Below are 23,829 nucleotides of genomic sequence, written 5' to 3'. Positions count from 1 at the left end.
TCCATTAGTTTGTCCTTGGACTGATTCTTATGCCAGAAAAAGAAAAGCCCCAGCAAATTGCTGAGGCTTTCTGTTTCAAATCAGGTCGATGCTATCTGAGCAGCATCATTTTCTTGGCATTTGTGAAGTTCGGAGTCTTCAACTGATAGATATAGACACCAGACGCCACTGATAGTCCGGCGGCGTTCTTGCCGTCCCAGAGGATGCGATAGGCACCCGCGTTTCGCACGTCGTCCACCAGAGTCACGACCTCCTGACCGAGGATGTTAAACACCTTTAGTTCCGCGCGAACCGCTTCCGGAAGGTCAAAACGGATTTCCGTCGTGGGGTTGAACGGATTCGGGTAGTTCTGGTAAAGTGAATAGGATGTCGGTATCGGGACTTCGTTTTCCGCCGCTTCCAACGTACTTCCATCAAGCCGTCGAGACAGTTCTCTGATACGAAGCTTGAGATCCGGCAACGTTGCTGTTTTGACAAACTCATGCTTTGGTGTCAAATCATTGCTCGACCTAAAGGCCGCGTAGATGCCAATTGCATCCGCCAGCGCGCAGATCGAGTCACGCTTCGTCAAAGAAGTCTCGACCAATCCTTCAAGTCCCGCAAGAGCGTCGCTTGGATTACCTTCGAACGCCTTGGCAACATATGCTTTGCGCGTGAACAATGCGCGGTGCGATTCATTCTTCGTTGTCAACGCCTGTTGCGCAAGATAGGAAGAAATCTCTGACTTACCATTAGAACGCTTCGCCAAGGATGTCAATTGAATGACAGCAGCAGGAACAAGCGGTGAATTTGGATACTCATTCAAGAACTGTTTGCCGATGGCTATTGCTGTCTGACGGTTCGCAGGTGACTTTGATACATCCCTGAACTCTCGCCATTTCGCAAGTTCCACATGGTGATCGATGATCTTGCTGCTCTTGGCAACAAGACCCGACCTTGCAGTCGCCGCTGACTTCGAGAGAGACGAAGATTTCTTTGTTAGACCATCAGATTCTGTAGAGGAAGTTCCGGACGATTCATCCTCGCCAACTACAATCAGGTTTTGACCACCAAGTGAACTCGTTCCGCCACCTCCGCACTCAATAAATGCCGCCAGTGAAGAATCTATGGTCCATTTACTTGGTGTAGAGGGATAGAGTTTGCTATAGAAGCCGCTGTCTGCAGGAGTTAACGGTGCCCATACGTTGTAGGTGACATCCCAAGTAGCGGTGGTGTCCCCGAGTTTCAAGTAATAACCCGTTCCATCAAGCAGATCGAAACTGTTTTCACCATCCTCAATATCTGTGTATGAGGCATCACCTGAGTAGATCAACACACCGTCACTATCTGAAACCTGTGTATGTCCACCAACGAGATTTACTAACCCGTCTTCAACCCAAATTTCCGCAAGTGTGTCGCCGTTCCCGTGGAAATTGCTGCAGGTAATGTCAAAGTTTGCAGATTCCCAGGCAAGAAGACCGTAATCTCCACTGCCTGAAACATCGGCTTCACTCACGTCAATGTTGTCGCAATAGTATCCATAGATACCATTGTCAGCGTTGTCAACAAAATCGCAGTTCTCGATGACAACGTTTGAGCTGTATACCATTGAGAGTCCTGAACCGTCCATTCCCGTGAAGCCCACAGCTCCGCCACCCAAATCCTCGAACGTGCAATTCGAAATTTCACATGAGTCGGTAGCACCGAAGAGCCAAAGCCCCTCATCAAATCCACTGAACGTGCAGGAATCGGCAATGAAAATCGGTGTGCGCCAATAGCCAAATGGGTCTTCGTTTATGTTCACCCATCCAGTTCCAGTGAGATTGACATGCTTCAAGTCGACATATCCAGATGTTGAGTAGATATTCCCATACGCACTTGAAGAATCCCACATTAAATTCACGCGGTTATCTGCTTCGCCATAAACGTAGAGCTTTCCGCGTCCAATCGAAGTATTCGATCCATTGACCTGAATCCCGCCGTTCGAAACGAAACGCACAGTCGCACCTTCGGCGCCTGGATGCGGCAGAATCGTCAAACGTCCATTGGGCTGACTGATCGTGATTAGTCCTTCAACAGTCGTCGGAGCATACAATACGACGCTATCGCTGATCGTGGTATTCGTCCACACTTTCATTAGCTCAAGGACTTTCTGTGCGGAATCCAGATAGGCAACGCAATCCGATGCCTTGTATTCCGTCGTCGTGTCGTGGTCGAGCTCGCGGATTTCCAATAGTTGACGCTGTACTCTTGCGGACACGCGATCAAATCTTGTTGGTGTATATTGTGCGAGTGAATCGAGCCTGCCTTGTGCTTTTTCGAAATCACCGTCTTCAGCAGTAGCCCATGCCTGAACATTCTTAATCCAGCGCTTCAAGGAAGTGCTGCTTGTATTTCCATACAAGACTTCAAGCGTATCCACCAAAGCATCGAAATCCTTGTTATCCAAAAGGCAAATATTCAATAGCCGGTCACATGCAGTAAACGCATAGTCTGAACTTGGAGCATTACGAATGACCGCTTTGTAACTGCTCTCTGCTGACGAGGTGTAACCCGACAGCTCATTGTTGTGCGGTTCAAGGAAGATCTGAACCAAAGAGTCGTTGACACCGGTATCTTCAGCAAAAGTCGGACAATTTGAGGCTGACGAATCGATGCGAACAAGCGTTACACTGGAAGGCAGCTTGCTTTTGATCGATGAAGTGTCTAAAGAGCCCCAATACGTGTCGGCCCAGCGGTCTGAGCCCACTTGGTCCTCCCAGTGAATCAGCTTCCCTGCACCTGAGGTGTCTTGGATGCAGTTATGTCCATTCCAAAGTGCAAGCGCGACGCGGTCCCGCAAAGTAATCTGGCCCTCGTAAGGTATCGTGACATTATGCTCGATTCTGTTGCCATGCCACTGTGTCAGCGTGTCACCAATCTCTTCGACCGATGTGAGCATCAGAGTGCCGCCATAGGCAGTTATGCCAGAGCCCGTGTTGGCGTCGACTTCTGTACATTCCATAAAGGCGCTGGATCCAGTATATAGTCCGATACCGCCCGCCAAACCGTCCCCATCGTTATCATTGATCAGACAGTCTGACAAGTAGAGGGACGACCGTGACAAGGCTTTGATTCCGACTCCAGTGTTGTTAGTTGCCACAACGTCACTAAGTTCGACGCTAGACAAGTTTGTCGTAAGTAATCCGGTGCCATTTATTGTCAGAGAACAACTCTCTGCGACCACCCAACCGCCGTTATTCACCATGATTCCGTAGCTGTTGTCTTCAAACGTGCTGTTCTTGACGTGAGCACGCCCATGATCTACAAGCAAACCTGCGACCGCACCGGATACGGAGACATATTCCAACGAGCACGCCTCGGCTGCAAGTGCTACCTCGCAGTGAATACCTTCCCATGGTGAACCATCGACAGCGGCCTTAAAGGCAATCGCCGTTGAGTCATTGCCAAATGCTATTAGTTGTCCACCATCACGAACAAGTAGTTGGCCGCCTTCAAAGAACGACAATTCACTGCCAGGCAGAATTGTCAGTGTGGCTCCAGAATCGACAATGAGCTTGTTAAACGTCGCCGTTCCTGAAATTTTTGTCGGCCCTATCACCTTGACAGTATCTTTGTAAGCTACTGACTCCAAGTAAACGGAAGTATCGGACTCTGCGTATTTGAATTCTGTTGCTATGCCTGTGCCCTCCTCGAAGGTCACGAAACTCTTCTTCACGACACCAATGCTATCCTCAATTCCCTTCCAAGTGCAAGTCGGACATGCGGGTTTTACATGGATATAACTTGTATCGGAGCCATTGAAGATAACCTTGCTGAAATTATCAAGAACGCGAATCTTCGCATCATTTTCGACGTAAAGAGTAGCATGCTTGTATCCCGGCAATGGCTGGAACACAAGCCGACCACCTCCCTTGACAACGTGTTCCTTGCTGATTACACCCGGAAGCCAGAATGTGTCCGGTTTCGCAATTGCATCTGTTTTTCGACGCTCGAAAGTGAAATACGAGCTTTCGCCGGATTCAGGATCAGTCCATTTTGTCCCATAGGGAGGATTAGATCCATATCGCCCAAGATCGTCAAACGCCCATACCCGATATTGCACATATCCGCCGGAATCAGGTAAACTAAGACTGAAATCGTACAAACTGTCAGATTGATAAGTAACCTTCTGTGTTTCCCAGTTACCGCCACCATTGAAACGATACTGTAGCACTGCACTATCAACCTCGGCCTCGCTGTCGTCTGGATATGGGACTGGGTAGCACTTATAGGTGGCGTTCTGGCTAGATTGACTGGATGCCACTTGTCTATCGAATGCAACGGCAGCCCAAGTGACCGGATCATTTTTCCACCACAACTGGAGGAACTCTTCCCTTGCCTTGAATTCTGCCCAATCTGGTGACATTACCTCAGAGTCATAGAGCAATCCGCCACCCGAGAAGTTATAGCCGGCCTCTCTTCGCAATGAACAAGCGAGGGCAATTTCAACATACAATGACTCTCGCGCTGCAAATGTATTATCATTGACCCGATCCTCTGGCAAAAAGGCAAACATGGCTTCCCAGTTTTGGTTTGCTGGACTCAGTATGCTCGTGTAGGCATTCACGATTCCTGTTGCATGTGAAGTGTCTGAAACGTTCTTTGACCACCAATCAACAAACACCAATGGCTGATCCTCAGAATTCGTGGAGAAATTGGTTGTGCTGACGTCGTAGCCGTTTAGAAGGGCAAACGGGTTGTTTACACGGGATATCAACTGTCCGTTGTGGTAGGGATTTAACATGTCGGAATAAAGCAAAAGAGGTGCGGATTTGCTCAAGCGCGTATTGATCGAATCAGCTACATGTCCGCAGAAATCGACGTACATGTCCGAAAGCGTCCAACTATTGGAGTCCGCCAATCCTTCTTCCATTTTTGACCAGCCAAAGTGCCGATGCTCGTTTGACCGATTGAAGTAGCCGGAATATGGCATCTCTGGCCCCAGGGAGTCCCACAAAATTTCTACAGCTTGCATATTGTCCGCAAGATTCTGGGCGGCCGTATCTGCCACCCAAAACGCGGTGTTTGTATTGTCCAGAATGGGGCCTGTCCAATTGGCAGTGCCATTCGTATTGTAGGCAAAGGGCTGTAATGGCACTAATGTGTCGAAGAACGCTGGGAGGGCGTTTGTACAAAGTGTATGATAGAATAATCGTCCTGTGTAGATACTATCTACTTGCAGATCGGCGAAGCTCCTCCCACCGACGTGATTGCTCCTCACAGCCATGATTGGCTCGGACCAAAAAAGACTACTATATTGATTCGAGTAGCGATTAACCGGAGCCAATTCACTTGTTGTTGTAAAGACAGGAATTCCTAGACTGTCAATAACCAAATATGCGTAATTAGGAAGCGGTCGATTTCCTGACTCATTATGTAACATAGTCAGAAAATAGACTTCCGATTCAATAAGCCGGACTCCTTCAAAGTCCACTTGCGAGTTACCCGAAAGGCTCTCGAACTTAAACGTGAATCTGTCCCATTTCATGCCGTAGCTCAGAAATACCACATGCAAGGTTTGCCACGTTGTTGTGAGCGTATGCTTGTATCGGCTCCCCGCATCACTGTGATTAACATCAAAGTTTCTGAAGTCGCCGGAAGTGTGAGTGTCTTCGCTTGTTATGGGGAGTCCATTACTGTCAGGAGGCATGAGAGACTCAATCCACATATCGGCAGAACTTCCAGAGTTAAGCCGTGCTTTAAACTCTAACACAAGCTGGCGCATAGGAAGCCCAACGCTGTCTTGAAGCGGTATGAGGCGCGAAAGACTCACAACGCTGCTTTCTGCGATAGACGGACTACGCGCAATGAAGTTTGTGCCATCGGTTGCAAGATTCCAACCAGTGATGGAGTTTTGGTCCCAACCCTCAAAGCTGTTCTCGTCGAAGTTGAAATTGGGAACATCATATTCTGTTTCAACGGGCTTGAGAGTAATTGCTGGTGATCCGGAGTAGACGAAAGTAGTGTCAAAGGTGACGGTCTTGCATATTTCAGCGGACGATTTTCCTCTCTTTCTCAGCGGGTTTGTTCCTCCCCATCTGCCGGTTCCTTGATACCAATCCATGCCGAGATTGTCCCATGTATCAACATGAGTGGAGGTGGTGTCGCCCGTGCGCAACCTTGAGTAGATGGTACCCGCAGAATCAAGCCCGTCACCAGTAATTGCGCCGAACTGCATGAAACCGTTACCTTTGTTTTTGAGCAACAAGTCCCGCGCGCCTGTCAATATTCCGTCGGCATGATCAAGAGACGTAGACCAAGGTACAGTGGAATGGAGATCGTAAGGTTCTCCTATGATTCGTCGAGAAAATGTCGGAAAGTCTTTTACAATTGCCGGCCAGAGCAATACTGAATCAGATGCCGTTTCTAAAGCGTCTATTAGCGTGGTCACGCCATACAAGACGCCGCGTACACTCTTTGAAGCAATAAAGCACTTCACGCATTTCGCGCTGTAAGCCGGCGTGCCGAAGGTGTCTCCGGGCGCGAGTATCGCGTAGGCTTCATTTGCAGCATAGGTTCCCGGAACAATATTGAAGAGTCTGTCTCCGATTACACTGGAACTTGAAGCGTACGCTGAAAGTCCATCGGTCTGTGTAGTGAGCATAATCTGGTCATTGCCCGGTGACAACCCGCAGTCAGCAGCATAAAAATCCGAAACGAAGGCCGTGGTTGCCGTTATTCCGAACGAGTCCGCAAGCTGTTCGGCGAGATCTTGAGCCGACCATTCCAGTGAATCGGCGGTGTAGACAATTAAGACCGTGTCCGTCAAAACGGTCGGCGTGTTGTCCAAGCCGGTCGTGTCCGTCGACTGGATCCCGGGTTTGACGTCGTACCAATGTGCATAACCAGAGTGAGTGATACAAACTACCCACACGAAGGCAAGAATTCCAATCAAGGTCCTTTTCATCTTTTTCTCCCTGATACATGATTTGCTAATTGACAAGTGCAAGCTTGACGCTTGTCCGAATTGAATTCCTATCCAGAGTAACAAAGTAAATCCCCGAGGCCCAGTTCGAGCCGTCGAGGTGATATTCATGCTGGCCGACGTTTAGTCGACCAAGGTGATTCCTTATGACTTCACGACCTAATACATCGTGTACGACTATCTTGACTTCAGATGCTTTGGGCAGGTAGAATGCAAGGGTTGTTGTAGAATTAAAGGGGTTCGGAAAAGCGGCAAGAGTGAAGTCGGAGGGAATAGGTACGTTGTGTGCAGAACTGGTTGTGTCGGCTGTTGTGTCGATTGCAAAGTACTGCACAAAACCGTCCGTCAGACCAACACGGTTGCGTTGGAGCCCATCAGGGGTCGTGGGGAAACTATTGGACTGCGTTGCCCCAACCGTCCATAGACTATCGGCGTTCACGACATAAGCAAATTCATATCCGTCAATTCCTGATCCTCCCAGATACGAGCAGTAGTTCAAACGGCAAAGATCCGTAGAGAGCTTTGTGACAAACCCGTCAGAAAATCGCAGCCAGCTTTGATACGCATCTGGCGTCACAGGCAGATTGTCACTGTCTGTGAAGCCCAGCAAGGTAAGTGTCGTGTCGTGCACCCAATTTGTATTCTGCACATACAGATCGCCTCCACTTCCCCCAAAAAACGTCCCCACATATTCACTCGTCCGCCAATTCAGGCGCGAGACAAATGCGTCCCAATAGTTGGGAGCGACTTCTTCCGGTCCTGTCGTATCATACGCGTCTGGCGAAACCGGAAAGTCAACCGAATTCGTTCGCCCAGCTACATACAAATCAGAATCTACGACAGAAAGCGTAAATGGTTCTTCGCCCCCACTTCCCCCGAGGTAACTGCAATAGACAATCGTGGGCGGACCGAGTGAAATCCCCGCAATCAAAACATCGTCAATTCCGGGCACTGAATCCCCGATAGTCTGTTGAAAAGCATCCTCCGTCACAGGAAGGTCATCGCTCTGCGTTCTGGAAACAAACCACATAACCCCCTCTTGATCAACTTGGATTGAACGGGTGTTTATCTCGCTCCGGCTTCCCCCGAAATAGGTTGAGAATACAACCTCGCGGCTGGTAAAATCATATACCCAGACAAAGCAATCGTATTCTCGATGTGTCGTGAAAATCGCGTCAGGTGTGACTGGAAAATCAGATGAATATGTCTCTCCTGCCGCACATAGGTTCCCATCCCTTCCAATATCCAAAGTTGTAACTAAGTCAGTACTGTTTCCTCCAAGGAAGGAGCAGTACTGCAAGTCAGTTAGCGAGTCATCAAATCTCATGATGAAACCGTCTCCGATCTCGTCGACCACAGTATCATATGCATCTGGTGTAAGCGGCCAATTATTGTCCCGTGCGTATCCTCCAATCCATAGCCCGGCTCTTACAGAATCGTACACCATTGCCCATGCCCCGCCTCTTGTATGCGGTTGGCTCTGTGTCTGTGCCACACCATATAACGTGGACGCGATAAACTCCCCATTCGGACCAAACCAGCAAACAAACTCTCTTTCGCCGTCAAACTGTCCAGATTCATCGTAGGCACCTGGTGTTGTTGGGAATCCCGACAGAGCACGAGTCCCACCAGCCACATAGGCTCCACCATTCGGAGCAGGACAAACCACATGGCACTCGTCTACGTTGCCACCACCCAAATATGTTCCATAGAGCAGCGGATCAATCACCATTTCTTTGCTCACATCGAATACCTCAAACTCAAACGCAACGCGATCAGTGTCTATAATGCGATAGGTTGATTCGATGCGCTTTTGGGTTCGTCCTTCCATCTGATAGGCATAAGGAGCTAGCTCTTTGACTTTGCCAAAGGATGTGGTTAGGACGAGATTGCCTTGAGAATCAATTCCTAGCGGAGCATCGAGACCGAGGTAGTCTATTTGGATTTGGGTGGGGTCGGCACCGGGTTGGACGTGGTAGATGGTTTCAATGCCTTGCTTATCTACGCGGTATTCAACGTCGATGCCGGGCCAGACTTCTTCGGCGACTACGGTTTGATAGTGGGAGACTCGGCTGCGCCAGTTCGTGGAATCTCTACCGAAGAAGTAGTTGGAATAGTGTGACAGCAGTCCATCACCAGTTGCCAGTTTCGACTCAGCACCCACATAGTGAATCTGCACAACATGCCCACTAACTGTGACTGAATCCCGTTCGCTGTCCCGGCCAAAGCTATCCAGCGGATCATTCTGACTCCGAGCTTTCGGATACCGATGGTACTCTCGAAAGTCCACCGTCATCCCTTTGGGTGTGACGTAATAAACTGCTGGCCCTACTTCGCACTTGAACTGAAAATCGCCTTCCCATTGACCGGTGTTCTCAATCCAGTAGCTGCCGCTGGACACACTGGTTTTGGTGGGACCTGCAACTACTGTTGAGTAAGCAGTCCCCAAAACGACCAAAACGAACCCCAATCGCCCGATGAATCGGCAGACGTTTGGAATTCGCTTTCTCATTTTCAAGGCCTCCGAATTTCGTTTTCCATCCGTTTTCCCAAGACCTGAAATCAAGTTACCTGACCGGAGGTTTGTTGTCAAGAGGCTCATTACTATCTGCTCCAGAAAAAAGTGAACGTCTTTGGTGACTGTGTTTTGATCGTTCAACATGTTGCAAATACTGAGGTTTCAGATTCTTGCAAGCAGCCAACTTATCCATACTTTACCAGTGTACAATATTGTCCAAATCAACTTGTTTATCAACAGAAACATGCAAAGAGGCATACATAATGACCCCTGCCTCTTCTGATATTTTTGTCTGTAGACTGCACGTGTGAAATTCTGTTCGCACCAAGTTAAAAGAAAGGGTATCCCCTTTCTTTGCTCAAGCTATCATCGTGTACGTCGCCAAATCCAAAGTAACCTGACTTGGCGCGTGTTCCTGATTCACAAACCGCTTCACAAAATTGCATACGACCGAAGCTGCCATCAAAGGCGTGTAGCAAACGGTGCGCGCGGTGCAGGGTTCCTGATAAGCTCGGTCATCAGGAATGATTGATTGCGAATAGCGCACACGATCTTCTCGAATCTGTGGTCTGACGGCATAAACAACTAGAGTCTCCAGCCCCATACGAGCATCAATGTACAACTGGACACCAGTTTGACCACGAATAGACTTCCAGATACTCTCCCGTGACTTCATTGAATCCACTGCACTGATGACAATACCGGATAGCTGTCGACCATCATGATGCGTGCCTATAGCGTTTGGCAGCACGCTAGTTTGGTTCTCAACGAGTATCGAGAACGCATTCGCCTTCAGCAGTCCGACATCAGACATCCCATAGGCCTGATTGCTGACATTGTGGATGTCCACAACATCGGCATCGAAAGTGGTCAAATTGACCACTCCCATCTTGGCAAGATACAATCCCGTGACGCTGCCAATGGAACCCAGACCGATCAACGTAACTTGCACACTTGAAAGTTTCTCGGCGTCGACAACATCTTGCTGTCTTAGAAATCGCAAATCGTTCATGTTGTCTCCTAGAAGGGTTCGAGTTCATCACGGTCCAATCCAAGCCAATCAAGTTCGTCGTTCAATTCGTCCATTGTCAGTGCGCCACGTGCTTCTGCCTCTTGCAGTTCCTTACGAGATTGCCGCAGACTTGCAGGTCCGTAGTCACGATTCCTTGGAACAAAGGCTACCTCCTGCACCTTTGTCTTGAACTCCGAAAAGCATGCTTCTGCTAGTCCGTCCACTAGTGGAAACTTAGTCTCCCATACGACGTCTGCAAGATACATGTGACTCGGATGATACTGGTCCAGACGCATGATCGCATCTCGGCGCTTGTTGACAACCAGAGATAGAAGCCATTCACCATTGGCAAGTCCGGCAATGCACGTTTGATCTTGTCCTGACCAGAAAACCTGCATCCCGCCGTGGGAATGAGCCCAACACCGAAGCTTGCGCGAGTCAATGTCATTGGATTCAAGCTCTGTGATCAGCCTTGCAACGTCGGTAATGTCCATATCGGTTTCATCGTATGAACAGTTCTGCTTGACGAGAAAGAAGTCCTTGACCACGAGTGAAGTAATGCGCTTAGAATCAGCATTGACAACTTCATCGACGAGCCCAAGACAAGAAACTTCACCCTTTGCCATGTCCGTCCAAAGCCAAAGTTTCTGCATCGCAGTCGCTTCGACTTGGATCTTAATCCCGGCATCAACCGGCTGTCGCTGTGTCCTCTGCAAGCTCTGCATCGGCATCCTCCTCATTGTCTTCTTGTGGACGGCTGGGGCATTCATCTTCGCCGTGATCTTCATAATGCTGACAGTGTTCACACCAACTACATGACTCGCAGTCGCTGATGTCATGGCCATATTCATTGCACCAACTGCAATACGGCTCGTCATCTTCATCTTCAACCCAGTTTGGATCCCACTTCTCAATCTTTTGAAATGGATCGCTGCTGTTGTAGGAATGAAGAAACTGATGAACCAGTTGAAGCAATCCATGCAAATCAAGTTCACCTGCAAGCCGTGGGACAAGGTGTCCAATGTTTCCCCAACAGATGTTATTCGGATCATCTGTGACATGTGGATGCACATACCCGTTGCATTCAGTTCCACCGCTGATCATCACCTTGCCTGAATTAAGTCGAACTTCAACGACATACGGTTCAAAGTCGTATCTTCCGCCGTCGTGTTCCAACACAATTGGATATGTCGTCGCAATGACTGAAGAGTCTTCGAGCTTGATAGATTCGTAGCAACTCGGGACCAACTTCATCATCTCGACGAAAGTACGCGTCGCTTTGGCTTTGATCAAATCAGGCGTTCTGCTGAACAGCTTCAGAATCTCGCTGTCACCTTCGATCTTGCGTGATAGTGTCATCACCTGCATGCAAAGCCGTTCGAGTTCATATTTGTCATCCCTTAAGGATCGTGCAAGTTCCTGCTTCTGTTCGGCAGCAACTGACAGCGTTGTTTCGATCAATGCCTGTCGCTGACCATTTCGAAATGAACGGCACATTCGGGGAAGATGTGCATCGAGGATGTTTGAAGTAATGTCCAGACGCGGCGCACCGAACAAGACTAACCACGTCGGCGACACCTTGCCGACCAGCACCGATTCCATCACAAGCGGATCGCCGAACATGTCTTTGCAGAATTGCCAATCCTTGTCTGCGTTCACGTAGACAGCAATCCCAATTTCATGCCACATGGGAATGTCGGTCTCCTTCATCATTAACGTAATCGGCACATGCCATTTCTGTGCATAGAAGTCGCACAATGTTCGAATCTGTTGTTCAATCATAAGCGTTCCTCCGGAGGAAAGAGAGGGCCATGACCACATGGATCACAGCCCTCTCTGAATACTTAGACTACTCAGGAAAGGTAGTCTGAAGCACCCTCCTATGCGCCCCCTTTGACCTGCGGGACCAGTGTCAGCACGGCACCATCGACCACGACATCTGTGTCGAAACACGGACTGCCGTTCAGATGCCGGGTGTAGCTGGAGTCCTTCGGAAAACCCGCTTCCGCAATTGCCTGTTCGACCGTGGTTCCTTCGTTGACGTTGATTTCCTTGGCCGAGCGGCCTAAGCATAATACCTTCACGCGCATGAGATTCTCCTTGATTTGTTGATCAACAAGAAGGCCCCGCACAATGCGAGGCCCTTTCTTTCATGATCTCTTATGCCAGGGAATCAGGCATAAGACTATAAGTCTGTCTTTGCGCTTAGCACAGGCACCACAAGATATAGTGTCTGTCTCGATTCTGTCTCTGGCGCTTTCTAAGACGCTGTTTTGCGAGGAGCCACCTCTGATTGCCAATCAATTGGCTGGCACTTAACGGGACGGTTACCTTTCTTGCCGACCTTAAGCGATAATTGTGCCGTACAATTGAGAATCCCACGACTCAAATACTTGCGACCACTCAAGTTAGATACTCATACAGCAAGCGACTTAGTAAAGTTATGCTCCAGTCTCGATCGACTTCAGAAACTGTTCCAGAGTTTCTGCAGCAAATTGGTATACGAAAGTTTATGAAATTGGTCTTTGCCTAGTTAGGGTCGCAAGACCCATGGCCTTTTGTCACGCATCTTTACAAGATCGGCAATCGTAGTTTGCTTTAGAAAATTCTCAACCTCGGCTTTCTTGGACTTCCACAACTGATGAACGCAGCAAGCCGTCTCATCGCTGCAAACGCCGTGACCAAGTATGCAATCTTGCGCAAGAGTCAGACCGTCGAATAGTATGAACACGTCGTAAAGCGCGATCTTATCAGGTTTGCGAAGCAACGTAAAACCGCCTCCCGGTCCTTTACTCGAGCTGACAAAGCCGTTGGACGACAAGTCACGAAGCAGCTTTGATAAAAACGGAGCGGGAAGATTCTCCGTTTTGGCAATCGCGTTTGCCAAGAGTGCTCCCTGATCCGCATTCTGGGCCAGGTGAACCAAAGCCCGTATTGCATAACCTGTTTGTCGGGAAAAAATCACGATCTCGTCCTTCTACTAAACACGAATCGATCCTTTCTAATTTCTAAATCCGTATAGAGTGTCAATGCCCAATCTAGGTTACAATGCATAACCTGAAAATTAGCATCGTCCCGCCAAGCTCAAAGCGATGACTGCGAGCGGTCATTCTGTGTACTATGATTTGATCGAAGTAAGGATAAGCTTTATCGAAGCAATTACCAAGACAATTGCCAGGAGCCGGCGAAGCCACATCGGACTAACCCGGTTCGCGCCGAAATAAGATCCGAGAAGTCCGCCGAGAAAGGCTCCGGCAATCACTCCTGTCGCAGGGGCGAGCGTTAAACTGTTTGTCACGGCACGACCAGCCAATCCGGCAAGCGAGTTAACCAGAATAAAGACTGCGGAAAGTGTTGCCACGGGTTTTACTGTCGCCCATCTAAGAAGCAGAGCCAACGGACTAAGGAAAATCCCGCCGCCAACACCTACAATACCCGACAGCAAACCAATCGCGCTTCCGCTGCCAATCACGCTCCATGTGTGCGGCAATCGAAGCTCGGTCTCTTTATCGCCATTTCTTACCGCACCAATTCTAATCGCGGCAAACACCAAAACCGCCGACAACAGCAGTTTGTAGATATGAGCATCTACTCGAAGCATTCCACCAAAAAATGCAAACGGCACAGCAACGAGTATAATGAGCCACGAAAAAGCCGGAAGCTTGTGTCCTCCGCGCCAGTACATCGCAAATGCGAGCGTTGCGACCATGACATTCAATAGCAGTGCCGAACTTGACATTTGCTCCGGCGAATAAGAAAAAAAGCTCAGTACGGCGAGATAGCCTGACGCACCTCCATGACCGACTGACGAATAGATCGTCGCCACAAGGAAAATAATCGTCGGCAGCAGAACGTATTGTACCGTATTTTGCTCAATCATCGAATACTCGCAAATAACTTTTCAACCGCACCCTAGTTCCACGGCAGCAAAATCACTTTGACAGGTTCACCTTCACGAATCGTTCCCGGCTCGCCGTCACCGACGATCAAACAGTCTGCGTGGACCAAACCTCCAAGCATATGGGACTGCTGACCGTGGCAAGGTATAGCCACTAACTCTCCGTTATCGTTGGAAAGACTTGCTCTCACGAACTCCGTACGAGTAGTGCGTTTATTAATTGTTGAGCCCAAACGCGCAGAGATTTGAATCGGCTCACTATAGTTTGCTCCTGACATCACTTGCAGCGCAGGCCGAACAATAAGTGCGAATACGACAAGCGCGGCGACCGGATTTCCGGGTAATCCAAATACATGTTTGGATCCAACTCTTGCATGGATCGTAGGTTTGCCCGGCTTAATCGCAATACTCTCTATGTCTATCTTAGCACCCAAGTTGCTTAGCGCAGGCTTGATGTAATCAACATCGCCGACGGATGCGCCGCCAGAAGTTATGACTGCATCGGCTGAATTCAGTGCTTCGCCCAATGCGTGGCATGTATCATTTATGTTGTCTGCACAGCGAACGGCGCGAGTGACAACAATGCCCATCCCGGCAAGCGCCGTCGTTAATCCAAGCTGATTTGAATCGTAAATCTGTGCGGGGCCAAGTTCGCTCCCCGGCTCAAGGAGTTCGGATCCAGTGATTACCAGCGCGACGCGTGGTTTCTTGTAAACTTTGATTTGAGTAATGCCAAGCGACGATGCAAGTGCAATTGCAGGCGGAGTCATTTGGGTGTGCGCGGACATACATGTATCACCAGTCTTGAACTCCTCGCCCGCGAGTCGAATGTTTCGGCCGTGATCGAGTGGCGCGGTAATTTTGACCACGTCGTGGTCACTCGTGGTATCTTCGAGCATCACGACGGCGTCCGCACCATCTGGAACAGGCGCACCCGTAAAGACGCGCGACGCTTGACCGGTTTTTAGACTTGATTTTGTCGCTTCGCCCGTGTGCACGGTTCCGGCAATCTGAAGCTGCGAGGGTGCATCTTTCGTTGCGGAGATCGTATCCTGAGACTTGACTGCAAATCCATCTACCGCGCTGTTGTCGAATCGTGGGATCGGGAACTTGGTGGTCAGATCTTCGGCAAGGTAGAAGTTCATCGAGTCCGCAAGCAACCGGACTTCGTGTCCGCCGTGCGCGCACGATTCAAGAATTATTCTCTTTGCGTCCGCTATGCTAATCATCGCTGTTCTTCTATTTCGGATTTTCATGCCCACCGCTCCGCATCATGGGGAACGCATGCAGCAAAGCCGGGAAGAGCGCGTCGAGGGACTCCTGCACGCCGCGTTTCGAGCCCGGAAGATTGAGAATCAACGTTTGACCTCTGATACCGGCCGCAGAACGAGAAAGCATCGCGTAAGGCGTACGCTGCTGACCGTAGGCGCGCATCGCTTCCGGTATCCCGGGAATGCTGCGTTCGATGACTTCCTGCATTGCTTCGGGAGTGGTGTCCCTTGGACTGAATCCGGTGCCGCCGGTCGTAACCACAAGATCCAGACGTGACCGGTCGCAATAGTCTCTCAACTTCTCAATAATTGCAGTTCTTTCATCTGGCAAAATCTCGTAGGTGTCAACGATGATTCCCGAGTTCGTGAGGACTTCTTTGATGAGTAGCCCGGACGCATCGGATTTCTTGCCTGCCGAAACCGAATCCGACAATACCAATACGGCAGCATGAAGCGGAGCAACAATGCGTGTTTTGAAATCTGATTTTCCGCCGCGCTTTTCAATCAACTTAACGGATTCGATTTCCATGTCGTCGTCAAGCATTTTGAGCATGTCGTACACGGTCAATGCGGCAACTGCCGCGGCGGTCATGGCTTCCATCTCCATACCTGTTCGGTAAATCCCCTTGACCGTCGCACTCAACGTGATTCGATTGTCAACTATTTTGTGCTCGATGCCTATGAACTCGATGGGCACCGGATGGCAAAACGGGATGATGTCTTGAGTTCGCTTTGCCGCCATAATGCCCGCGACTCGAGCGACCTCCAGCGGATCTCCTTTGGGCACCGTGCGCGCAAGTATGCGTTCAATTGTCGCCGGCGAAATTCGAAGAGTGGATTCGGCAACCGCGATTCTAAGAGTTGGCGATTTTTTTGATACGTCGATCATGTGTTCGAGCTGTCGGGTTTATTGATTTAGCGAACGATCCAGTTCCGCCAGATCTTGCGGAGTATTTACGCTGCGAAGCCGTTCAAATTCTTTTTCGCTTATAGAAATGGTCCTGGCGTCGGCGATCTCAAGCAGTTTGCGCAGTGATGCTTGCTCATGGCAAAGCAATTCTTCGACGTGTCGGATCGCGGTTTCGGGAATGAGTGCGGGCAACGGACTGACACGTCCATCCGGTCGTCCCAATACGATTGGACGTCCGGCGACTTCTGATACGAGAGTTTGAAGCAGGTCTGGAGTCAGCAGAATTTGGTCACATCCGACCACGAGATAGTGTGTGCCGAGTCCGCTTTGCAAAAGTCCAAGCAGCGCCCCGACCGGCCCGCGCCGCTCGACTGCATCAGGTATTATTATCGGCTTTCCCAGAGAAGTTGATTCGATTCCTTGCGCATGCCCCACAATGATTCTTGGAAGATTCAAGCCGTCCAAAATTCTCCACACGGTTTCGAAGACAGTCAGTCCGGACGACAAGCGCACCCCGGCTTTCGGAGTACCCATGCGTGAACTCAGTCCTCCGGCCAAAATCGCGGCCACGATTTTCTGTTTTTGCTGAGACTCGCCCATATATCCTATGAATATAGCAATCCCCTGCGACCGCCACGATGATTGAACATTAGAATAGTCTGTTGCCTGAAATATTCACTTGAAAGAGGATTGTGAAGTTGGGCTGACAACCCCGGAGGAGCGGCCTATTGTCAGTTTTTGTAATGTAAATAAATGTTAAATGAACATTTATGTATTTTGGATTTTTGTATCCAAAGTATTGACACGCCCATCAATATAATATATATTCGGATAAAAAGATACAATACTCTTTTATGTTGTTTTCACATTCAGCGGCTTATGCGGTTCGGGCCCTCACCTGGCTGGCCTGTCAGCCCAAGGACAGTCGCTGGTTGGCAAATGTGGTCGCAACTCAGGAGGGTATCCCCCTGCCTTATCTCAGCAAAGTCCTCGGAGTGCTGAAATCGCAGGGGTTAGTTTCTTCAATTCGCGGCCCCAACGGCGGATACACTCTTACTCAGGCACCGGACACGATCACGCTTCTTATGATATCAGAAATGTTCGACACAGAGAAAAAACTTAGCTCGTGTGTTCTGGCCTACGGTGAATGCGGCAAAACCACGCGGTGCCCGTTTGAGCAGTTCTGGGAAAACTCAAAATCTACACTAAAAAACCTGCTCGAATCCACTACGATTGAAACGCTTGCCAGCATCAGCCGCGAAACTGCTTCTTCAAATACTCCAAATTCTAAATCTTGAAGCGCGAACATGGAACCACTGGACGGAAATAAATCTATGTCGCAACTGATCGACCGCTTCGGCAGGATACACGATTACTTGAGGATTTCCGTCACTGATCGCTGCAATCTCCGGTGTACCTACTGCATGCCTGAGGAAGGCATAGGCTGGAAGTCCTCTAATCTGCTTCTGAATTCCGATGAAATCGTGCGCGTCGCTCGCTTGATGGCCGAAATGGGTGTCAAGAAAATCCGCCTAACCGGAGGTGAACCCACGACTCGCAGTGATCTTTCGCTTCTGGTTTCGCGACTCGCCGAAATCCCCGGAATCGAAGACATTTGCCTCACAACAAACGGAGTGCTCTTTTCAAAGTTTGCAGAAGACCTAAAGCGCGCAGGTTTGTCGCATGTAAACATTAGTCTCGACAGCCTGAATCGCGAGAACTTCATCCGGATCGCCCGTCGTGACTTGCTGGACAGCGTGCTCAAATCGCTGGACGCAGCACTTGATTGCGGCTTCGAGCAAGTCAAACTCAACATGGTAGTCATGGCCGGCACAAACGAACATGAGATGCCCGATTTTGTCGAAGTTGCTCGAACGAAACCGGTAAATGTCCGTTTCATCGAATATATGCCGTTCAAAGGCAATCGCTGGGATCCTCGCGGAGTCGTAACGTACAACGAAATGCGCTCGCGCCTCGAAGCGAGCTATGATCTCCGCGCGCTCCCGGACACATACATCAGCAACCGCGTGGCGGAAGACTTCATGATCCCTGGATTTCTCGGAAAAGTGAGTTTCATTGCATCGATGTCGAATAGCTTTTGTTCGACCTGCTCACGACTGCGCTTAACTGCCGACGGAGCGCTTAAGGCTTGCCTGTTTTTCCCTGCGCAAGTTCACCTGCGCGAGAGCCTTCGGGCAAATCAGTCCGATGAAGTCATCCGGTGTCTGATCACAGATGCAGTGCAGAGTAAACCGAAAGGTCATCCCGATCCTTCGGAACTCGAGCAATTAAATGACCTCAGCATGATCGAAATTGGAGGATAAGGCAATGCTTGAGCAACCGCACGCCAACTCAAAATCAACGATCTCCGGCAGAGTCGTCGCAATTTCCACGAGTACCCGCCGCGGCATTCCAAAATCCAACCGCGATGAGGTACGCTTGATCGAAAACTGGGGACTGGAAGGCGACATACATGCAGGCGATTGGCACAGGCAGGTCAGCTTACTCGCCATGGAAAGCGTTCAAAAGATGCGGGATAAAGGTGTGCCGGTTCGACCGGGCGCCTTCGCGGAAAACATCACAACCGAGTTCATTGATATCCCCAACCTGACGATTGGCACACGCGTGACCATAGGAGATTCCGAACTTGAAATCACGCAAATCGGAAAAGAGTGCCATCAGAAGTGCGCAATTTACTATCGCGCAGGAGACTGCGTCATGCCTCGCGAGGGAATTTTTGCGATTGTAAAGCGCGGCGGCACTATCAAGATCGGCGACGACGTTGTGGTACACGACGAACAGGGTGAAAGCAAACATGTCCAAATCACAACCGGTGCGGTAGGCTCATGAAGCACATCGTTCTTCTGTTCGCACTTTTCTTGTCATTCAATCTCAGGGCTTCAATTGCGCAAGAGTCGGATTCCGTGACTGTAGCTGCAGATTCGGCGCAAACACAAGACACGACAGTGCAGGTCGATGTGGCAGCGCAGAGCTATGCTCAGAAATGCGCGGGGTGTCACACGATCGGAGGTGGAAAACTCACCGGTCCCGATCTCCTTCCTACTCGTGCGTGGCCGAAAGCGGACCTTTCTGCAAAGGTGAAACTAATGGAACCCCGGGTAGGCCCCCTGACTCAACAGGACATCGATCAGTTTGTCGAGTTACTGCACGATTCACGGGCGCAGGAGCGCGTCCACATCGCGCAAGAACTGGCAGCGAAGGCCGTTGCTGCAAAGCTCGAACCTGCGTCAAAGAGTGAAGGTCAAAAACTGTTTGAAGGCGCAACCTCATTAACGAACGGTGGCATCGCTTGCATTACTTGTCACAGAGCAGGTGCGCAGGGCGGTACGTTTGGTCCGGATCTCACTTCATTGCATACTCGACTCAGCAAAGTAGCAATGATCTCGGCTATTCAACAAACTCAGTACAAAGTAATGTCTGGGACCTATCAGAATCACCCGATTACTGCGCAAGAAGCCGTACACCTTGCCGAGTATCTCACATCGCCGGAGCTGATGCCCCAAGAAAGCTCGGAGAAAAGCGTGCCCATTCTTGGCGCATCGCTCGGAGTCATCGGCTTCTTGATTGTAGTTGGACTTTATAGAAAGCGCTCGCGCAACAACTTTTCGCGTCAACGAGGTATGGCATGAGCTGGATCACAGATCTCTTCGATCCCAAACAGCGGGAATGGGAAGACCTTTATAGAAACCGCTGGTCCTACGACAAGATCATTCGAAGTACGCACGGTGTCAATTGCACGGGCGGTTGCAGTTGGAATATCTATGTCAAGAACGGTATCGTCACGTGGGAAATGCAAGCTCTGGACTATCCGATAATCGACAAAGATATTCCTCCCTACGAACCGCGCGGCTGTCAACGCGGAATCTCGTACTCATGGTATATCTATAGCCCTATTCGCGTAAAGTATCCTTACGTTCGCGGCGCTCTGATCGACTTGTGGCGCGAAGCGAAACGCAACTTCCCGGACAATCCTGTCGCCGCATGGGATTCCATTGTATCAAATCCGGAATCACGCGCGCGATATCACTCGGCGCGCGGCAAAGGCGGACTCCGGCGGTTTAGCTGGGACGAAGCGTTAGAAATTCTCTCTGCGGCAAACATTCACACAGTGCAGAAGCACGGCCCCGACCGTATCGCGGGATTCTCGCCGATTCCTGCAATGTCGATGGTGAGTTACGCCGCTGGAGCGCGCTTTATGCAGCTCATGGGCGGCGTTTCACTTTCATTCTATGATTGGTACTGCGATTTGCCGCCGGCCTCTCCAGAAATTTGGGGCGAGCAGACAGATGTCGCGGAGAGCGCGGACTGGTTCAAATCCGGATTTATCGCGGTCGTCGGTTCCAATGTTTTGATGACCAGAACTCCCGATGCGCATTTTCTTGTTGAAGCACGGCATCGTGGAGCAAAGGTCGTCGTTTTCTCGCCGGATTTCTCGATGGTTTCCAAAGTCTCGGACGAGTGGGTGCCCATTCATCAGGGGCAAGATTCCGCTTTCTGGATGTCCGTCGGGCATACGATATTGCGCGAAAACTATGTCGAACGCCGCGTTCCCTATTTCACGGAATATCAGCAACGCTTTACGGACGGCCCGATTCTCGTACAGCTGCACAAACAATCTGACGGAAGTTTCAAGCCGGGTCAATACCTGCGAGTGTCGCAAGTTGATGCCATAACGGGCATCGACAAGCCCGACTGGAAATTCTTGATGATTGATTCCAAGAGTGGCGAGCTGCGCCTTCCGCAAGGAACGATCGGGCATCGCTGGCAAGACAAAAAGGGTCAGTGGAATCTGAAACTTGAAGATGAGCGCACAGGAGCGGAGTTCGATCCGCTATTAATGCTGGATGCAAGCAAAGATGAGCTGGTCACTGTGAGTATCCCTGAGTTCTCATCGGAAAAGGGTGACGGACGAATCGAGTCCAAAGTCCCTGTCCGTAAGATTCAGACGGCGCAAGGCGATATTTATGTGACCACGGCTTTTGAACTCCTGATCTCAAGTTACGGCGTTAGCCGCGATTCGAGTAAGCCGGTTCCCTACGATGAACCCGATCACTGTTATACTCCGGCGTGGCAGGAAAAATTTACGGGAGTTTCCGGCGACGTCGTACTTCGATTCGCGCGCAACTGGGCGACGACCGCCGAAAAAACAAATGGCCGCTGCAGCGTGATCATCGGCGCCGGTGTGAACCACTGGTATCATAACAATCTAATCTACAGATCCATAATTTCAAGTCTGATGCTGTGCGGCTGTGTCGGAAAAAATGGCGGCGGTCTCAACCACTATGTGGGACAGGAGAAACTTGTTCCGCAAACTTCATGGGCTCCGATTGCTTTCGGTACGGATTGGTCCGCACCGCCCCGGCTTCAGAATACTCCGTCCTTCCACTATGTGCATTCTGATCAGTGGCGCTACGACGGGAAGATGGACGAAGTCTGCCCCGTCGCCGATCGCTCGCATTCGATGGCTTCCGGCCATACGATGGACCGGCAGATTCAAGCAGTTCGCGCAGGTTGGCTTCCGTCATATCCTCAATTCGATCAATCTTCAATCGACGTGGCTCGTGAAGCACGGCACAATGGCGCCGGAGATGAAGCGGCCATTGTCAAGAACGTCGTTGAACGTCTGAAATCGAAAAAGCTCAAGTTCGCGGTCGAAGATCCGGATTCGCCGAAATGCTTCCCGCGAATTTTCTATATCTGGCGGGGCAATGCGTTGATGTCATCTGCGAAAGGGCATGAGTATTTTCTCAAACACTATCTCGGGACTCATACAAATCTCATTGCCACCGAGCGCGCTAAAGAGCTTGTCGAAGATGTGACATGGCACGACAAAGTCGAACTCGGCAAGATGGACTTGGTCGTGGACGTCAACTATCGCATGGACTCATCGGCGCTCTATTCGGACATCATATTGCCGGCGGCGACCTACTACGAAAAAAATGATCTCAACTCGACGGACATGCATAGCTTTATACACCCGCTTCAGGCGGCTGTTCCGGCTTGCTGGGAGTCGAAAAGCGACTGGGATATTTTCCGCGAGATCGCAAGAGCAACCTCTAAACTAGCGGAAAAACATCTCCCGGATCCCGTTGAAGATGTCGTGACGGCTCCGCTTGCACACGACACTCCGGCAGAGATCGCGCAGCCTGCGGTTAAGGATTGGTCAAAGGGCGAGTGCGAAGCCATTCCCGGAAAGACGATGCCCGTCATCAAAGTCGTCACGCGTGACTACAAGAATGTCTTTAACAAGTTCGTCAGCCTCGGACCCAATTTCCGAAACGGACTCGGCATGCACGGCATTCAATTTGATGTCGCGGATATGTACGACTCCTACATGGAAAATAACCCCACGGAAAAATGGGGCGGCAAAGAATATCCCTCGCTTCGTGAAGATGTTTTGGTTTGCGAAGCGATTTTGAATTTCGCTCCGGAGACAAATGGCGAGTTGGCTTACCGATCGTACAAAGCGGAAGCGGTCAGAACCGGATTAGATCACTCACATGCCGCCGAAAAAACGCGCTCGGTTCGGATTACTTTCGAAGACATCGCAGCGCAGCCGCGCAGAATTCTCACCACGCCCTTCTGGACGGGCGTCACGAACGACAACAGAACGTATTCGGCGTACTGTCAAAATGTGGAAGGTGATATTCCGTGGCGAACTCTGAGCGGCAGACAGCACTACTACCTCGACCACGAGACGTACATCGCTTACGGCGAAAATCTTCCGACGTATAAACCCCGTCCCGCGCGCGAGATTCTCGGGGATTTGACAATGTCCAAACCGGCCGGAGGAACACTGGTTCTGAATTACCTTACGCCGCACGGAAAATGGTCTATTCATTCGACGTACGGCGATACACTGAGAATGCGCACGCTGAGCCGCGGCCACGATCCGATCTGGATCAATGATAAGGACGCGCTGTTGCTTGGCGTTGAAGATAATGATTGGGTTGAAATCTTCAACGATCACGGCGTGGTGTGTACTTGCGCGAATGTCAGCGCGCGAATCCCTCGCGGTATGTGTTTCATCTACCACTCTCCGGAACGAACCATCGGTATTCCCAAATCTCCCGAACGCGGGAATCGTCGCGCAGGCGGTCACAACAGTTTGACGCGCGCGCGACTCAAGCCGCTCTTTATGATCGGCGGATATGGGCAATTTACTTACGCCTTCAATTATTGGGGCCCACCCGGAGTGAATCGGGATACTTTTGTGGCCGTGAAGAAACTTGAAAAAATCAATTATTAGAGGT

General features: G+C 50.2%; 16 protein-coding genes. 5 read left to right on the top strand and 11 right to left on the bottom strand.

All coding sequences use genetic code 11. The features are described 5' to 3' along the window. Positions 1-91: 91 nt before the first annotated feature. The 11 genes from H6507_00355 to H6507_00305 all read right to left on the bottom strand — a co-directional run bounded on the left by H6507_00355 (position 92) and on the right by H6507_00305 (position 17,155). Positions 92-6,928 (bottom strand): right-handed parallel beta-helix repeat-containing protein, encoded by a 6,837-nt coding sequence (locus H6507_00355; GenBank protein MCB9367553.1) that lies wholly within the window; start codon positions 6,926-6,928, stop codon positions 92-94. Between the two features lie 25 nt (positions 6,929-6,953). After that, positions 6,954-9,458, bottom strand: a complete 2,505-nt coding sequence (locus H6507_00350) for a T9SS type A sorting domain-containing protein (protein MCB9367552.1) — start codon at positions 9,456-9,458, stop codon at positions 6,954-6,956. Between the two features lie 364 nt (positions 9,459-9,822). Beyond that, positions 9,823-10,476 carry a ThiF family adenylyltransferase gene (locus H6507_00345; GenBank protein MCB9367551.1) on the bottom strand — a complete coding sequence of 218 codons (654 nt, stop codon included), beginning with the start codon at positions 10,474-10,476 and terminating at the stop codon, positions 9,823-9,825. An 8-nt stretch (positions 10,477-10,484) separates the two neighbouring features. Further along, the gene (locus H6507_00340; GenBank protein MCB9367550.1) at positions 10,485-11,201 is read right to left on the bottom strand and encodes a hypothetical protein; all 717 of its coding nucleotides are present in this window, start codon (positions 11,199-11,201) and stop codon (positions 10,485-10,487) included. Next, entirely contained in the window at positions 11,164-12,258 is a 1,095-nt protein-coding gene (locus H6507_00335; GenBank protein ID MCB9367549.1) for a hypothetical protein, read from the bottom strand. The genes H6507_00340 and H6507_00335 overlap by 38 nt, the downstream gene beginning before the upstream one ends. Before the next feature lie 98 nt (positions 12,259-12,356). Next, a complete protein-coding gene (locus tag H6507_00330) occupies positions 12,357-12,566 on the bottom strand; it encodes a hypothetical protein (protein ID MCB9367548.1) in 210 nt (69 codons plus the stop codon). Between the two features lie 443 nt (positions 12,567-13,009). Beyond that, positions 13,010-13,441: an Rrf2 family transcriptional regulator gene (locus tag H6507_00325; GenBank protein ID MCB9367547.1), complete on the bottom strand. Its 432-nt coding sequence runs from the start codon at positions 13,439-13,441 to the stop codon at positions 13,010-13,012. 153 nt (positions 13,442-13,594) lie between these two features. Beyond that, positions 13,595-14,356, bottom strand: coding sequence for a sulfite exporter TauE/SafE family protein (locus H6507_00320; GenBank protein ID MCB9367546.1), 762 nt, complete (start codon positions 14,354-14,356; stop codon positions 13,595-13,597). A 32-nt stretch (positions 14,357-14,388) separates the two neighbouring features. Beyond that, positions 14,389-15,603, bottom strand: coding sequence for a molybdopterin molybdotransferase MoeA (locus tag H6507_00315; protein MCB9367545.1), 1,215 nt, complete (start codon positions 15,601-15,603; stop codon positions 14,389-14,391). A 10-nt stretch (positions 15,604-15,613) separates the two neighbouring features. Then, positions 15,614-16,534, bottom strand: coding sequence for a bifunctional molybdenum cofactor biosynthesis protein MoaC/MoaB (locus tag H6507_00310; GenBank protein ID MCB9367544.1), 921 nt, complete (start codon positions 16,532-16,534; stop codon positions 15,614-15,616). A gap of 18 nt (positions 16,535-16,552) precedes the next feature. Then, positions 16,553-17,155, bottom strand: coding sequence for a molybdenum cofactor guanylyltransferase (locus H6507_00305; GenBank protein ID MCB9367543.1), 603 nt, complete (start codon positions 17,153-17,155; stop codon positions 16,553-16,555). Positions 17,156-17,409: 254 nt separating this feature from the next. Here H6507_00305 and H6507_00300 point away from each other — a divergent pair, with 254 nt between their 5' ends. From H6507_00300 to H6507_00280, 5 genes are read left to right on the top strand one after another with little or no spacing between them, the layout of a single operon-like run. Next, complete coding sequence (locus H6507_00300; protein ID MCB9367542.1) at positions 17,410-17,853, top strand: Rrf2 family transcriptional regulator; 444 nt, start codon at positions 17,410-17,412, stop codon at positions 17,851-17,853. A gap of 36 nt (positions 17,854-17,889) precedes the next feature. Then, positions 17,890-18,879, top strand: a complete 990-nt coding sequence (gene moaA, locus H6507_00295; protein ID MCB9367541.1) for a GTP 3',8-cyclase MoaA — start codon at positions 17,890-17,892, stop codon at positions 18,877-18,879. Positions 18,880-18,883: 4 nt separating this feature from the next. Further along, positions 18,884-19,405 (top strand): MOSC domain-containing protein, encoded by a 522-nt coding sequence (locus H6507_00290; GenBank protein ID MCB9367540.1) that lies wholly within the window; start codon positions 18,884-18,886, stop codon positions 19,403-19,405. After that, the gene (locus H6507_00285) at positions 19,402-20,205 is read left to right on the top strand and encodes a c-type cytochrome (protein MCB9367539.1); all 804 of its coding nucleotides are present in this window, start codon (positions 19,402-19,404) and stop codon (positions 20,203-20,205) included. The genes H6507_00290 and H6507_00285 overlap by 4 nt, the downstream gene beginning before the upstream one ends. After that, on the top strand, positions 20,202-23,825 hold the full coding sequence (locus H6507_00280) for a nitrate reductase subunit alpha (GenBank protein MCB9367538.1): 3,624 nt from the start codon (positions 20,202-20,204) through the stop codon (positions 23,823-23,825). Before H6507_00285 ends, H6507_00280 begins: the two co-directional genes overlap by 4 nt. The last annotated feature ends 4 nt before the right edge of the window (positions 23,826-23,829 follow it).

The organism is Calditrichota bacterium (assembly GCA_020637445.1).
Lineage (GTDB): Bacteria > Electryoneota > RPQS01 > RPQS01 > RPQS01 > JABWCQ01.
This window is presented reverse-complemented; position numbering and strand designations above follow the sequence as displayed.